Source organism: Flectobacillus major DSM 103 (genome assembly GCF_000427405.1).
GTDB lineage: Bacteria > Bacteroidota > Bacteroidia > Cytophagales > Spirosomataceae > Flectobacillus > Flectobacillus major.
In genome coordinates, this window is record NZ_KE386491.1 from 2,756,482 (window position 1) to 2,771,215 (window position 14,734).

Sequence of the window (14,734 nt, forward strand, 5' to 3'; positions counted from 1 at the left end):
CTAAACTTTTTGATTTAGCTGGAGTATTAATTTTCCAGCTAAATCAAAATATGCTATCACATAAGCTGTTTTGTTTTTCTACAACACTTAGTTCCTTACTTTCTCAAATCCCAAACTACCACTTCCCATAATTCGGGATGGGTAGTATCAAAGTATTCGTGTACAACCTCAAAACCCACCCTTGTATGTGCTGCCAACGAACGGGTATTACGTTTAGCTATTTCGGTAACACATAATTCGTATTGGGACGATAGTTGTTTTTTGTGCAAAGCATACAAGCCATCAAATATTCCTTTTCCACGATACCCCTCAGCTACACAAATTTGCCCCATAGCATAATAGGCGTAATCTTTGATAAGCTTACCTTGGTATGTCAGTTGGTCGAGCATATCGAACATGGCCATCAAAACGGGAATATCCTTCCTAAAACTTGTAGGCATTACCAAGGCATATCCTATAACTTTATCGCCATCTTTGGCAATAATCTGGGCTTCGGTTTGATTCATTCGTGACAATAAATCAAAATTATGAACAACCGTTACAAACCCCTGACTTTGAGCCGTATCTGCCGAAATATTCTGATTTAGATTGAGTTGTTGAAGAGCCAATACAGCTTTTATATCTTCGGCTGATTGAATCGTTGTAAATACAATAGACATCTTGGGGGCATTTAGTTTAAGAGCGACAAAGCTGAGAAAAATAACTTATAATTAAAAATACTTATTTTGTATGTTTTTATAACAAATAAGCATTAATTAAGTCTTCTTACCATTAGTGCTTTTACCACTTCGTACAATACAGCGGGTTGCAGTGTTCGCCAATTGACAATATCTAAAGTACCTCCAAAATTGATATAATAGTCTAATTTATACTTTGTCCATTCTTTTTGAACAAAATCCCTAAAGTTGCAAGCTGCAATCCAACCGTCTTCCACTTCCTCAAACCATTCGGCATAATAGTCATCGTCTCGTGAGCCATGAAAATTCAGGATATTTTCACCAATAAGTATAAACTGATTGATACCCTCGCGGAGCAAATGGTCGATTACATTACGCTTAAACCACATAATGTCGTTGTGCAGGGTATCGTTCCATTCGCCAAACATTTCGATAATCACAAAGTGTTTGGTATAATCGGCAAACAAGATTTTACAATACAGCGTAGGCGATTCAAACTCGTCCCAGAATGGATGAATATAATACCCATAGATGTCATTTTCGTACATCGAGGTATTGTACAAACGCCCATAAAAAGGCGACCGTTCGTCTTTCGAGGCCACGTATAGGCTTTCCCAATGGTAATACGGTTCAATATCCTGCATAAGGTTAATACGATTTGGTCATGTCTGACGGAATAGCTACGATAAAACTGGCACTTCCTTTATCTTTTGTATTGGGTTGAGTAATATCGTCGGCTTCGACAGAATTGATAGTAACAATTTTCAGAGCTGGGTTTTGCTTTTTAAGATACCAAACAATTCCTTCAAAGTTGTTAGAATGATAGCTCCCATTGTAGTGTAAAAAGGTTTTTCCAGACACCCAATTTTTCAAAATAAAACTAGCCATTGTAGCATCTTTGATAGCTTGAGCCTTTGTAATATTTTCGGCCGAAATAGTACTTCCAGCACTGTGCATACCTCCCATTTTCATCATTTCGGCATAGCCTGGTAGCGTCAAGTCTACATCTATAGGCAGAGGTGCGATATTCTTTTTGGCCTCCTCACTTAATTTTGCAAGAGCTTCCAACCCACCCTTCGACACTATACTGGCATAACGACGAGGAATATTGGTAGCAATAAAATTCAAATGATTTTTTTGGGCAAAATCAACTAAAGGCTTATAATCGGTTTGATAATTTTGCCATACTTTAGCTTCCGTCTCGAGCTGCTTGGCTGTGATTATTCCATCCAAATACTCCGAAATTACTGTTTGATTATCGGTTTCAAACATTTCAGCCCCTAATATCAATTTTTCTTTTTTGTTGGTATAGAGGTCTTTGGTTACCTGTAATTCGAGCCAATGGCAAATAGGGTTGTTGTGTTGTTCGCCAAAAAAAACAATATCTGCTTCTGACAACTCATTAATCATTCTTTCGTATTTAACAGGCTTAAAATGAGAATCATATAATAAATAGGCAGGTTTATCGGCTTTGAAAGCAAACAAAGCTGCAACCATTAGGGCAATTGAGAATTTCCACATAATAAAAAATTATTTAAAATATCTATTTTTTCACTAAATTACAAAGAGATTGCCCTCTAATGCAATATCGCCTAAACTCATATAAACTATTCTTTTAATCTTGCTTATCGCTATGAAAGATTCACGTCGTACTTTCCTCAAAACGGTTACGGCTAGCTCGTTATTTCTCGCTCAATGGCAACAAGCCCCCTTAGAACGGAAAAGTAATGTTAAGCCTCTAGGCATTGCCTTGGTCGGTTTAGGAAGCTACGCAACCAACCAACTCGCTCCGGCATTTGCCCAAACTACCAACTGTTATCTGGCAGGTATTGTTACTGGTACACCCTCTAAAGCTGAAATTTGGAAGAATAAATATAATATCTCCGAAAAAAATATTTATAACTACCAAAATTTTGATGACATAGCCAATAACAAAGATATCGACATTGTGTACGTAGTATTGCCCAATTCGATGCACCACGAATTTGTTATTAGAGCGGCAAAAGCAGGCAAACACGTTATTTGTGAAAAACCTATGTCGGTGTCGGTAAAAGAAGCCCACGAAATGATAGCAGCTTGTAAGCAAGCAGGAGTACGCTTAATGATTGGGTACAGGCTTCATTATGAGCCATTTACCAACGAGGTTATTCGATTATCTAAGAATCAAGAATTTGGCAAAGTAAAATTTATTGAAGCTAGCTTTGGCTGGAAAAATCGCAATATTAACGCTTGGCGAATGCAACATAAACTTTCGGGCGGCGGAGCCTTGATGGATGTTGGTATTTATGCTATCAATGCGTGTCGATATGCTACTGGCGAAGAACCTATTTCTGTTACTGCACAATCCATAAAGACCGAACCTTCCGTATATATAGATATCGAGGAAACTATCATGTGGCAATTAAAATTTCCAAGTGGTATTATTACTCAATCTACGTCTACTTATAATGGAAATATACATCGATTATTTGTGAGCTATGAAAACGGTTTTTTGGAAATGTCTCCTGCTTATGATTATGGCCCTCTCAAAGGCCGTACTTCTAAAGGTGAAATGAATTTTCCAATAGTACATCATCAAACTTATATGCTTGATGGCATCTGTGATGAAATCATCCATAATAAGCCAAGTAAAGCTTCTGGTGAAGAAGGTTTACAAGACATGAAAATTATTGAAGCAATTTATCAGTCTGCCCAAACGGGTAGAGAAATCAAAATTTCTTGACTATGAGCCCCAATGAAGAATTAATTACTAAATTTTACACAGCCTTTTCTCAAAAAAATATCGCCGAAATGGCTGCTTGCTATCATGAAGATGCTACCTTCCGAGACCCCATTTTTTACTTAAAGGGTTCTCAAATTATGGATATGTGGAAAATGCTTATTGAGCGAGGAACTGATATGGAAATTACTTTTGGCAAAGTACACACTCGCAAAAATAAGGTTGAAGTAACATGGAATGCTTCTTATTCATTTAGCTCAACAGGGCAACAGGTACATAATACCATCAAAGCAAGCTTTACATTCCGTGATGGTAAAATTCACTCGCACCACGATAATTTTAATTTTCATCAATGGGCTGGCCAAGCTTTGGGTTGGTCTGGAAAATTACTAGGTTGGTCTAGTTTTCTGCGTAATAAAGTTCGAAAACAAGCAATGGAAAGGCTTTTGGCTTATACCTCTGAGTAAACCTTAGCTTGCTTGATATTACAAAACTTTCCAACTCTCAATACGAAACTTCTATGTAGTTGCCCTACTTATTGTTATTCCCAAACTGTACTAAAATACGGTTTGGGAGTTTTTTTGCCTCTTCATTACATCTTCCCTATTATTTTGTTGGCTTTTTTTTATTTATATGAACTTAATAGGCTTTGACAAGGTTATATCAATGTATATACATTTAATATACATACATTAATTACAAAGACACAAAATATTATGGCATTTATAGAGCAACTTAACTGGCGATACGCAACAAAAAGAATGAGTGGTGAGGTAGTACCACCAGAGAAATTAGCAACAATTTTAGAGGCCATTCGCTTATCGGCTTCTTCAATGGGCTTACAACCTTACACCATATTTGTGATTGAAGACCCAGAGGTTCGCAAACAGATTCATCCTGTAGCCTACAACCAGCCACAAGTTTTGGAGTCGTCTCATTTACTTGTATTTACAGCATGGGAAAATGTTACAGAAGAAAATGTAGATACCTATCTGAACCAAATTGCTACCGAAAGAGGTATTAGTATAGAGTCATTAGCAGGATTTAAAGCCAACTTTGGGGGTATTTTAAGCCGTTCGGCAGAAGATAATTTTAATTGGGCTGCTCGTCAAGCATATATTGCTCTTGGCACTGGTATTGCGGCTGCAGCCATTGAAAAAGTGGACGCTTCGCCTATGGAAGGATTCAATCCAGCAGCAGTAGACGAAATTTTAGGTTTGAAAGAAAAAGGCTTACGAAGTGTTGCTCTCCTTGCATTAGGATACCGTGACAATACCAACGACCCATTGGTAAAAGCCAAAAAAATCAGAAGATCTGCCGAACAATTATTTGTAAAAATATAGTGCGTTATGTATATCTGATTACAACGAAAGACCAAGCTTTTTAGGCTTGGTCTTTTTTATTATAGTCCTTAAAAAATGAGCGTCTTCCTATCTTTATTGATGATGATGTGCGATAAACTGTTGAATATATTCGATAACACCCGCCTCATTTTTGGCATCGAACCACGCAAATTCATCCTGATTTCTAAACCATGTTAATTGGCGTTTGGCATAGCGTCTGGAATTGCGTTTGAGTAACCGAATCATTTCGGCACGGTCGTAATTACCATCCCAATGTTCAAAGATTTCTTTGTAACCAACCGTTTTTAGGGCATAATGTTCTCTGAAAGCTATACTTTGGCGGGCTTCTTCTTCTAAGCCATTGGTTAGCATCAAATCCATCCGTAAATCAATACGAGCATAAAGTTCCTCTCGTGGTCGCTCCAAGCCTATTCTGATAGCCTTGAAAGGGCGTTCTTTTTTCTGGTTTTTCCGAAAGTCGGAAAAAGGTTGTCCTGTAGCCAAACACACTTCCAAAGCTCTTACGATACGCTGTGGATTATTTTTATCTACTTCTTCAAAATAGATAGGGTCAAGTTTTTGTAATTCTTCTTGCAAAACCGAAAGTCCTTCGATAGCCAAACGTTGCATCAGTCTGTCTCGCAAGTCGAGGTCAGCATCGGGCATTTCGTCGAGCCCATCGGTAACAATTTTGATAAACATTCCAGAGCCTCCCGTAAGGATTGCTACATCTTTTCTAGTAAAAATTTCGTCTAATACTTCCAAACAATCACGTTCGTAATCACCCACCGAATAGTAATCGGCAATACTATGAGAATCTACAAAATGGTGTTTTACACCCTGCATTTCGTCGGGTGTAGGCTTGGCTGTACCAATAGCCAATTCTTTATAGAATTGCCTTGAGTCGGCCGATACTACTTCGGTATCAAATAATTTAGCCAATTTGACACATAAATCTGTTTTGCCAACTGCCGTTGGCCCTGCAATAATGATAAGATATTTATTGTTTTGTGACATACTGCAAAAATACACATTATTTGGGTATTGGCTTTGTTGTGTAGGTATTCGCAGTGTATGTGCCACCAAAAAACATGAGTCATTCCAAATTTTAAGTAATATTAAAAGAAACCTCTTATCTGTGTTTGTTGGGATTCATAAGGTAGGTCGTCTAATGAATTTTGATGTGGCTTATCATTTGCTCAAATGAGAGAAATTCAGGGAGTATTGATAAAAAAGGCGTTCGAAAAACTGATTCCGAACGCCTTTTTTATGTTAAATATCAGAGTGACACATCTTTAGTCTCAAAGCATCGCGTCTCTACTGGTAAAAATCATCTTCAAAAATAATCACACATTCACTAGATTTGGGATGACTCATGTTTCATATCAATCGGTATGGTATTTTACCAGAATACGGTATACAATACAATAATAATAACCAGTACAATCGAAGCACCTACCATAAAGCTTGGTTTCATTCTGAACATAGAAGGGTCGATTTCCAATGCTTTTGGGTTTTGCTTGGTAGCTGGGTCAGCCAAACCAAGAATCGCCATCAAAATCACACAAAACAAGAAAGTTAATCCCATACGGTCTAGGAATGGAATAATGTGTTTGCCATCGCCATCTATAAAAGTCGAATACAGAGGCGTATCAAACCAACCTGTTAATTCGGGCAATTCTTTTAGCAACAACGACATAGCTACCCCACCAATAGTAGCAGCCAAAGCTCCTGCCGAGTTGGCACGTTTCCAGAAAAACCCTAGCAAGAATACGGCAAAAATACCTGGCGACACATAACCTGTATATTCTTGGATATACTGAAACCCACCTTTTTTATCGATACCCAAAAATGGAGAAATAAAGATGGCAATCACCATAGCTACCACAATAACAATACGGCCTGTTTTTACCAATTGTTCTTCTGAAGCTTCTTTATTGATAAACTTCTTATAAATATCAAGCGTAAAAATCGTTGAGATAGAGTTGGCTTTCCCTGCCAAAGATGCCACAATAGCGGCTGTTAGGGCAGCAAAAGAAAGTCCTTTTAAGCCTACTGGCAACAAGTTTAACAATACTGGATAAGCGTGGTCTTTGTTTACTAGGCCATCGGCTCCCATCATTTCTTGTTGGAACATACCGTTTGAATACAGTACATACGCTGCAATACCCGGTAATACCACAATTACGGGCATCAATAATTTTAAGAATGCCGCAAACAAAATACCTTCACGTGCTGTAGGGAGGTCGGCACCTAGTGCTCGTTGAGTAATGTATTGGTTACATCCCCAGTAGTTCAAGTTTACAATCCACATACCACCTACCAATACTGTTAGGCCTGGCAATGAAGGATAGTGTGGCGAGCCTTTCGGGAAAATCATGTGGAAGTGGTCGTCGGCTTTAGAGAACATTTGTGACAAACCAGCAATAGCACCCTCCGAACCAAATTGCTCAGACACCAACGTCAAAGCCAAATATGTTGTACACAAGCCGCCCAAAATCAAAAAGAATACTTGAATAACATCGGTAAAACCGATTACTTTCATACCTCCAAGCGTAATGATCACAGCAAAAAATGCCAACGACCACATACACAAAGTAAAATCAATACCCGAAATAGTAGTAATAGCCAATGCTCCTAAATACAAAATCGATGTAAGGTTTACGACAATATATAAAATTAACCAAAACACCGCCATAATCGTACTTACTGTCGAATTGTAACGTTGCTTCAGAAATTGGGGCATGGTAAAAATCTTATTTTTCAGATAAATAGGCATAAAAATAATAGCCACAATCATCAAAGTAGCGGCTGCCATCCATTCGTATGTCGAAATACCCAAGCCTTTTTCAAAGCCGTCGCCTGCCATACCAATAAACTGTTCTGCCGAAATATTTGAAGCGATTAAAGATGCACCAATAGCCCACCATGTAAGAGAGCCTTCTGCTAGGAAAAAGTCGGTTGAGGAAGCTTCTTTTGATTTTTTCTTTTGATAAATCCAGTAGCCATATCCAGCCACAACTACAAAATAGACGAGAAATACCAGATAATCAAGGGTTTGTAGTCCTTTGTGCATGGGTTGAGTTGATTTTTTAGTTAATAATTCAGGGATAAATTAAATTTTGAATCTGAAAGTTACAATTTTTACACCAAAAGGAATATGCAATTCGGTATTTATTTACTTGAAATATGTATGGGTATTATACAAAAACTTACCCAATTATTCCGAAATAAGCCATTTAAGCCAAATATTTATCATGCTCAAATGATTGCACATTTACTTTTAGAGTTCTATACTGTTCTAGTCGAACAAATTTAAGAAGTGATCTCCTCTTTTTGAAACTTTTCAATAAAAAACATTAAATTATCATTGAATTAATACATAAGCCGTTTAAACTTAGTTTTAGGTGTAATTACCCTACCTGATTCACCCCCTTTGAATCAGGTTTTTTGAGGTATTCGCCAGTGTACTCTATGGGTATTTTCAAGTTGAAACAGCCCCATCATCACAAACTCGGCTCTATCAAAACGACCTCTTCTTTATCTACAATTACTTGTCCTTCAATAAGGTCTTTGGTTTTTCGTACATATTTTTTGGGTGTAACAATCACTGGGCAAAGCGAATCATTTTTTCTTTTTGAATAATAAGCCGCCAAAGCTGCTGCCTTTTCTATTACCGAAACAGGAAATTTCTTGCCTGCTTGCCGACGAATTACCACATGCGAACCCGATACATCACGAGCATGCAACCAAAGGTCTTCTTTGCGGGCGTACCGCTGAGTTAGCAAGTCGTTGTTGCGGGCATTTTTACCAATCAAGATTTCCCAGCCTTGAAAGTTGACATATTTAAACAAATCTTGTACCGTTAGTGCCTGCTTGTCGGTTTGTTCCAACACATTATTTTTGATATATTTTCTAAATTCTCGAAGCGTTTCTATTTGTTCTATCTTGGCTATATGTTGCTGAAACTCTTGAAGGGTTTCTTCTTTTGCCTCAATATTTTCCATCAATTTTTGAATCTCTATTTTTTCATTTTTCGATTTTCGGTAGTAATTCTCTGCGTTTTTCTGAGGCGAAAGGTCGGGTTTTAGACGAACTTTTAGCGGTTTATCTCTATAAAAATCATATAGTTCTATGGTTTCGGTACGTTCGGGAATAGCGTGCAAATTGGCCATAATAATATTGGCTATTTCTTCGTGCTTGATGTCGTCTTCTAATCCCGATAGCTGAGCGTACGATTTGTCGATATACACCTGTGTCCGATGAATCTGTTTTTGTAAATGCCTGATGATCTGCCCTTTTTCTTTGTCAAAAACATTTACTTTCGCAAAGGAATAATACAGTTCGTTGCTGGCTTGAATGGGGTCCTCTACCTTTTTCACTAAATCGCCACCTTCTTCTAGCATCGACAAAACTGGCTGATAATCAATGGTTTTTATATAAAAAGCACTTTGTTCCAATTGGTACACAATAGCCTGAATAATGGCCCAGCGTTGTTCTAGGGTAGGGTTTTGTAATAGCGTAATTTGGCTGTTTATCTGCTTAACGATTTCTTTCCCAAAAGTCGGAAATAGCTTATTCACTTGTCCTTCGGCTGCTACAAATGCCTCAAAACTTTGATCGATTGGGCGGTCGAGTTGTCCAAGTACCAAGTTATTATCTACTACCAATTTGTTATGAAACAAATCGAGTACTTCTGTTCCTTCAAATAAAATGATATTAGAACGATTGCCGTACATTTTGAATAATAGGCTAAAATCATTCTCAAAATACAGGACAAAAGCCCGCTCGTTCAAAAACTGATGCAGGCCTATTACCTTAGCACCAATTAACTCTTTGAATAAATCGACCGAGTTTCGACCAGCTCGACGGAAATCGTCGGGGAAGTTCAAACACGCAAAATCGGGATGTAATACCGCTTTTATATAAAATTCTCGTTTCTTTTTCCACTGTTTTCCATCGGTACAAAACCCCAAAACTAGCTCGTCTTTTTCTTGCGAAAAACATTCGGCCAATACCAACCCTGTAAGTTCCTGCTCTAATCGTTTTGATAACTGACGAAGGAAATAATAATTCGTTTGCATAATTTTATCGCTTGGGCTATCGGTATTACTACCGACAACATCATTTTTGTACAAAGGTACGTTAAAAACTGTACAGAGAAATAAATAGGTATTCTCCTCCGCTTGGTTTCTTAGTGAATTACAACTTTTCTGTATTCTGCCAGACTTTATGTATTTTTGTCAATTCATCAGACCGAGAGGATTATATGCTACTGGAAGATACATACAAAACCATCACTACTACAGCAGAAGGGCTTTTTAAAGACCGAGGCAGTAAATTTTTTGCCTATGCCTACCCTATCGAACAAGAAAGTGAAGTAAAAGAATTGGTCGAAATATTAAAGAAAGAACATTTTAAAGCTGTTCATCACTGTTATGCCTTTCGACTGGGGCAAGATAAAACCAATTTTCGGGTAAACGACGACGGCGAACCCGCAGGCTCAGCAGGAAAGCCTATTTTGAATGTATTATTGTCGAAAGATATTACCAATATTTTGGTAGTAGTTGTACGTTATTTTGGAGGTACTTTATTGGGTGTTCCAGGCCTGATTAATGCCTACAAAACAGCCACTTTAGAAGCTTTGGCCAATGCTGAAGTTATCGAAAAAACAGTTAACGAAATATATGACGTTAGTTTTGAGTTTATTCAAATGAACGATGTAATGAAAGTAGTCAAAGAATTTGGCCTAAAAATAAAAAACCAACAATTTGATAATCAATGTACTATTACCTTAGAGTTTCGTAAAAACATGACGAATCAGGTGATTGGCAAACTCGAAAAAATCGACAACATTACCATAGATTTTGTAGCAACAGTCTAGCCCAACTCCATTATTATGCCCCTTATTCCATCATCGTATCAAGCCCGTGGTATTTGGAAAAATGCCCACTTTTCTACGATTTATCCTAGTACCCTTCGCAAAGTAAAAGGTATTCAGTACGAGCGACAAAGAATTGAGCTTAACGATGGCGATTTTTTGGACTTAGATTGGAGTTATTGCTTATTGCCAAGCAGTGCTTTGGTGATTTTTACACATGGCTTTCTCGGAAACTCTACCCGACCGTACATTCTGGGAGCAACCAAGCTTTTTAATCAATCGGGCTGGGATACAGTTTGCTGGAATCATCGTGGGCTTAGTGGCGAAGCCAACCGCCTAGAAAGAGTAACCACACATGGAGGCTCTGACGACCTCGAATCGGTAATTAATCATGTTATGAGCCATACAAACTACCAACAGATTGTACTGGTTGGCTATAGCAAAGGTGGTAATATAGCCCTCAAATATGCTGGCGAAAAGGGTTCTCAAATTCCTGATGTTATCAAAAAAGTCATTGCTATTTCTGTACCAACCGATATTCAAGGAAGCGTAGATGCCATGGGTGAAAAGGGTTTTTATACCAAGCGTTTCAAAAATAAACTTCACCAGTTCTTATTACAACGCACACATCTTATTGACTCAAAATGGTTGGCTGAATTTGAAAAATTCCAAACCCTCGATGAATTTACAGGACATTATATCGCCCCTTTACATGGTTTACGCAATGCCCAAGACTATTACAATCGCTGTAGTGCCATACACGTTGTTGAACAAATCCGTATTCCTTCTTTGATTCTGAATGCCCAAAACGATCCTGTTTTATCTGAAAGCTGTGCTATTTTAGATATTGCTCGACAATCGGAATATATTTACTCTGAATTTCCGCAATACGGCGGACACTGTGGTTTTTATACGCCTAATCCAGATGGTATTTACTGGAGTGATTACCGTGCTTTGGCTTTTGCTACAGAATAATCGTTTTGGACACCCAAATTACTGAACAGACTTACTTGTTGGTAAAAGATTCACGGATTTGTAACACCACCAAGCCTGCAACAAAAAAACCAGTAATAAACCAGCCCACCATACGATAGTATTGATGGTACGCTTCATCAAAATATAGGTCAATCCCAATATTGATTAAACTTAGGATGGCAAAGCCATACAGCAAATATAATTTAGCCTTTTGCATAGAAATTTGATTGTAGAAATGAGAAAATAGTATATTTTAAAAACTTTACGACAAAATATTAGTCAGCATTTTCTATAAAAAGCTACTGTAATACCCTAAGACAAAGGCTTACTATATTCATCACTTCTGGTGCCGTGCAGAATATCCAAGATTTGTAGACACCAAGTTGAAACAGCTTCCTTATTAATCATAACAACTGCTCTTCTATTATCTACCTACCCCCACCAGCAAATGGCTATCGACACCAAATGGACACATTGTCAGCCACTTGGCTGATACGAACTTAGTACTTTTTCAATATACTTAAAAGAAAAAAAGGTTGTTTTTATTGGTGTAAAAGAAAAAATAATTACTTTCGTAACTAATTACGTAACCAGTTACTAAAAAATGGATTTAATCTCAGAACTAGGCCCATTGGCCATCGGTAGTAGAATGAAGCGACTGGCAGATATGGTATTTAAAAAAGCCGTTGAAGTCTACAAAAGTCATGGTATCGACTTTGAACCCAAGTGGTTTCCATTGTTTTATTTATTAGCACAAAAAGAAAGCCTCGGAATTATGGAAGCCGCCGATTTTCTTAAAATTTCGCATCCTGCGGTTATTCAGTTTGCCAAAGAACTAGAAAAGAAAGGCTGGGTTGCTTCCGAAAAATCGCCTGATGATGCTAGAAAAAGAATTTTAAAACTTACTGAAAAAGGATGGGCTTTTTTGCCACAGCTCCAAGAAATATGGGCCAATATTCGAGCTGTCAATCAGCAGCTTATCGAAAAAGAACAACATAATTTACTGATTGCCCTCGAAGCCTTCGAACAGTATTTTCTGGAAGATGGCTATATCAAATACTATAAAGAGCAAATAGGCATTCCTGATAAAGCTTAGAACACTTATTAGTTCCTTTTTGGTAAGTCATTTTCATTATGTATACTCATATAAGTTTATTGATTACTTAGAACTTCATTCACTCTTTTTATTTTGTACAATATGCAATTAACGATTTATCAACTAGATGCTTTTTCATCGAAGGTTTTTGGAGGAAACCCTGCGGCTGTCTGTCCCTTAACCGAATGGCTACCCGACTCACTAATGCAGCAAATTGCCCTTGAAAACAACCTTGCCGAAACGGCATTTTATGTAAAAGAAGGCTCACGGTTTCATATTCGATGGTTTACCCCTGCGGTAGAAGTTGACTTGTGTGGACATGCCACATTAGCAACGGCATTTGTCATTTTCAATTTTGAAGGCTATACCGACACTATTATTGAGTTTACATCCAAAAGTGGCATTTTGAAGGTTCAAAAACAAGGTGATTTATTAGAATTAGATTTCCCCGTTGATGAACTAACTACCACCCAAACACCCGAAGCATTGGTCAGCTCGCTGGGAATCAAGCCCATAGCTTGCTTTAAAGGCAAAACAGACTATATGTTAGTTCTAGAAAACGAAGAAAAAGTAAAAAACCTCAAGCCTGATTTTAGGCTTATGGCAACAGTGCCTGCCCGTGGTGTTATTGTAACAGCCCAAGGAAATGATGTAGATTTTGTATCTAGGTTTTTTGGCCCTCAGTGTGGTATCGACGAAGACCCCGTAACAGGCTCGGCACATACTACACTAATACCTTATTGGGCAAAAACATTGGATAAAAACGACTTAGTAGCTTTGCAGGTATCGCCTCGCCAAGGCCAATTATGGTGTACTCTAGCAGACAATCGGGTAAAAATTGCAGGAAATGTAACACTCTATTTAAAGGGCATTATTGAGATTTAGTTTATTGGTTACTGGCTGATGATTAAAACAAAATGCCTTGTACCTATCAAAATACTATTAAAATCGCAACAACATGAACTCTCCAAGCGTACAAATTGCTGAATACCAGCCGATTTTTAAAGAACACTTCAAAAATCTCAATTTGGAATGGATTCAAAAATACTTTAAGGTTGAGCCACACGATTTAGAGCAACTCGACAATCCCGAAATGTATATTTTGGATAAAGGTGGACAGATTTTTTTTGCTATATATCAAAACGAAGTAGTGGGAACAGTAGCGTTGGTCAAAAATTCAGCGACAGATTTTGAGTTAGCCAAAATGGCCGTAAGTCCAAAATACCAAGGTATTGGAGCTGGAAAAGCTTTGTGTGCCTATACCATAGAAGTAGCTCAAAAAGCTGGAGCAAAAATTCTTTGGCTAGAATCAAGCCGTAAGCTAACGCCAGCTCTTACGATGTATAGCAAATTGGGGTTTGTAGAAATCCCTATGGGTGAAACGCCCTATTCTAGGGCTGATATAAAAATGCAAATCGTATTTTAGTACGATATTTTATGGCTACGAGCTTTAGGCTATTGATGCTTCCTCTATTTGACAGGGCAAAACGCCTAAAGCTCCAATCATACAGCAATTTTCTTCTAATATTCCTATATTCTAATGTATATCCAAACCATTCATACCGAAAAAGCAACTGAGTATTACCAGTTGCTAGAACGAGGTATTACTGAGCATGCTGACTTTTTTCGTATTGCTCCACAAGATTTAAGGCATGAACCTTTCCCAACCCAAAATACAGCCGACAGCTTTACCTTAATTGCCTATTCGGACAAAGGCGAAATGTTGGGTACGGTAGGTTTTCAACGAGAACAAAATCGGTTGAAATTACGCCACAAAGGCTTGTTGTTCAGAATGTATGTAGTACCTGAGTCTGCTGGACAAGGTATTGGGCGTAAGCTTATTCAAGAGGTAATCAAACGAGTAAAAGCGCTTGGCGATTGCCGTCAAATAGTATTAACAGTAGCAGCCAAAAATCATATTGCCAAAAAACTCTATCATTCTGAAGGTTTTGAGTTATTTTCGTTTGAAAAAGATGCCATTCAGCTAGGCGGCAATCGTTTTGCCGATGAAGAATCCATGATTCTTTTTCTGAACCCCTAAAA

At 37.9% G+C, this 14,734-nt stretch carries 16 protein-coding genes; 9 read left to right on the forward strand and 7 right to left on the reverse strand.

Translation table 11 applies throughout. From position 1 onward, the window contains the following. Positions 1-95 precede the first annotated feature (95 nt). The 3 genes from FLEMA_RS0120105 to FLEMA_RS0120115 all read right to left on the reverse strand — a co-directional run bounded on the left by FLEMA_RS0120105 (position 96) and on the right by FLEMA_RS0120115 (position 2,198). The gene (locus FLEMA_RS0120105) at positions 96-659 is read right to left on the reverse strand and encodes a GNAT family N-acetyltransferase (protein ID WP_044171776.1); all 564 of its coding nucleotides are present in this window, start codon (positions 657-659) and stop codon (positions 96-98) included. A 92-nt stretch (positions 660-751) separates the two neighbouring features. Beyond that, complete coding sequence (locus FLEMA_RS0120110; protein WP_026997775.1) at positions 752-1,321, reverse strand: hypothetical protein; 570 nt, start codon at positions 1,319-1,321, stop codon at positions 752-754. Positions 1,322-1,325: 4 nt separating this feature from the next. Beyond that, positions 1,326-2,198, reverse strand: a complete 873-nt coding sequence (locus FLEMA_RS0120115; protein ID WP_044171778.1) for a ChaN family lipoprotein — start codon at positions 2,196-2,198, stop codon at positions 1,326-1,328. A 112-nt stretch (positions 2,199-2,310) separates the two neighbouring features. On the opposite strand from FLEMA_RS0120115, the gene FLEMA_RS69255 reads away from it, so the two are divergent. The 3 genes from FLEMA_RS69255 (at position 2,311) to FLEMA_RS69265 (ending at position 4,739) form a co-directional block, all read left to right on the forward strand. Next, positions 2,311-3,399, forward strand: a complete 1,089-nt coding sequence (locus FLEMA_RS69255; protein ID WP_044171780.1) for a Gfo/Idh/MocA family protein — start codon at positions 2,311-2,313, stop codon at positions 3,397-3,399. 2 nt (positions 3,400-3,401) lie between these two features. Beyond that, entirely contained in the window at positions 3,402-3,863 is a 462-nt protein-coding gene (locus tag FLEMA_RS69260; RefSeq protein WP_044171782.1) for a nuclear transport factor 2 family protein, read from the forward strand. A gap of 249 nt (positions 3,864-4,112) precedes the next feature. After that, on the forward strand, positions 4,113-4,739 hold the full coding sequence (locus FLEMA_RS69265) for an NAD(P)H-dependent oxidoreductase (protein ID WP_044171783.1): 627 nt from the start codon (positions 4,113-4,115) through the stop codon (positions 4,737-4,739). 93 nt (positions 4,740-4,832) lie between these two features. Here FLEMA_RS69265 and miaA read toward each other — a convergent pair whose 3' ends face one another. The 3 genes from miaA to FLEMA_RS0120215 all read right to left on the reverse strand — a co-directional run bounded on the left by miaA (position 4,833) and on the right by FLEMA_RS0120215 (position 9,823). Next, a complete protein-coding gene (miaA, locus tag FLEMA_RS0120195; protein WP_026997777.1) occupies positions 4,833-5,756 on the reverse strand; it encodes a tRNA (adenosine(37)-N6)-dimethylallyltransferase MiaA in 924 nt (307 codons plus the stop codon). A 385-nt stretch (positions 5,757-6,141) separates the two neighbouring features. Continuing rightward, the gene (locus FLEMA_RS0120205) at positions 6,142-7,815 is read right to left on the reverse strand and encodes a sodium/sugar symporter (RefSeq protein WP_026997778.1); all 1,674 of its coding nucleotides are present in this window, start codon (positions 7,813-7,815) and stop codon (positions 6,142-6,144) included. Positions 7,816-8,245: 430 nt separating this feature from the next. Beyond that, positions 8,246-9,823 carry an NFACT RNA binding domain-containing protein gene (locus tag FLEMA_RS0120215; protein ID WP_026995926.1) on the reverse strand — a complete coding sequence of 526 codons (1,578 nt, stop codon included), beginning with the start codon at positions 9,821-9,823 and terminating at the stop codon, positions 8,246-8,248. A 185-nt stretch (positions 9,824-10,008) separates the two neighbouring features. On the opposite strand from FLEMA_RS0120215, the gene FLEMA_RS69270 reads away from it, so the two are divergent. Further along, a complete protein-coding gene (locus tag FLEMA_RS69270; RefSeq protein WP_044171785.1) occupies positions 10,009-10,623 on the forward strand; it encodes a YigZ family protein in 615 nt (204 codons plus the stop codon). A gap of 15 nt (positions 10,624-10,638) precedes the next feature. Next, on the forward strand, positions 10,639-11,595 hold the full coding sequence (locus FLEMA_RS69275; protein WP_044171787.1) for a YheT family hydrolase: 957 nt from the start codon (positions 10,639-10,641) through the stop codon (positions 11,593-11,595). A gap of 31 nt (positions 11,596-11,626) precedes the next feature. Here the strand turns inward: FLEMA_RS69275 and FLEMA_RS0120265 are convergent, their stop codons facing one another. Further along, the gene (locus tag FLEMA_RS0120265; protein ID WP_026995928.1) at positions 11,627-11,812 is read right to left on the reverse strand and encodes a hypothetical protein; all 186 of its coding nucleotides are present in this window, start codon (positions 11,810-11,812) and stop codon (positions 11,627-11,629) included. Between the two features lie 387 nt (positions 11,813-12,199). On the opposite strand from FLEMA_RS0120265, the gene FLEMA_RS69280 reads away from it, so the two are divergent. From FLEMA_RS69280 to FLEMA_RS69295, 4 genes are all read left to right on the forward strand, one after another. Then, the gene (locus FLEMA_RS69280) at positions 12,200-12,691 is read left to right on the forward strand and encodes a MarR family winged helix-turn-helix transcriptional regulator (protein ID WP_052354094.1); all 492 of its coding nucleotides are present in this window, start codon (positions 12,200-12,202) and stop codon (positions 12,689-12,691) included. A gap of 102 nt (positions 12,692-12,793) precedes the next feature. Next, positions 12,794-13,576, forward strand: coding sequence for a PhzF family protein (locus tag FLEMA_RS69285; RefSeq protein ID WP_044171789.1), 783 nt, complete (start codon positions 12,794-12,796; stop codon positions 13,574-13,576). Between the two features lie 73 nt (positions 13,577-13,649). Continuing rightward, complete coding sequence (locus FLEMA_RS69290) at positions 13,650-14,117, forward strand: GNAT family N-acetyltransferase (RefSeq protein ID WP_044171790.1); 468 nt, start codon at positions 13,650-13,652, stop codon at positions 14,115-14,117. A 114-nt stretch (positions 14,118-14,231) separates the two neighbouring features. Then, positions 14,232-14,732: a GNAT family N-acetyltransferase gene (locus FLEMA_RS69295; RefSeq protein WP_052354095.1), complete on the forward strand. Its 501-nt coding sequence runs from the start codon at positions 14,232-14,234 to the stop codon at positions 14,730-14,732. The last annotated feature ends 2 nt before the right edge of the window (positions 14,733-14,734 follow it).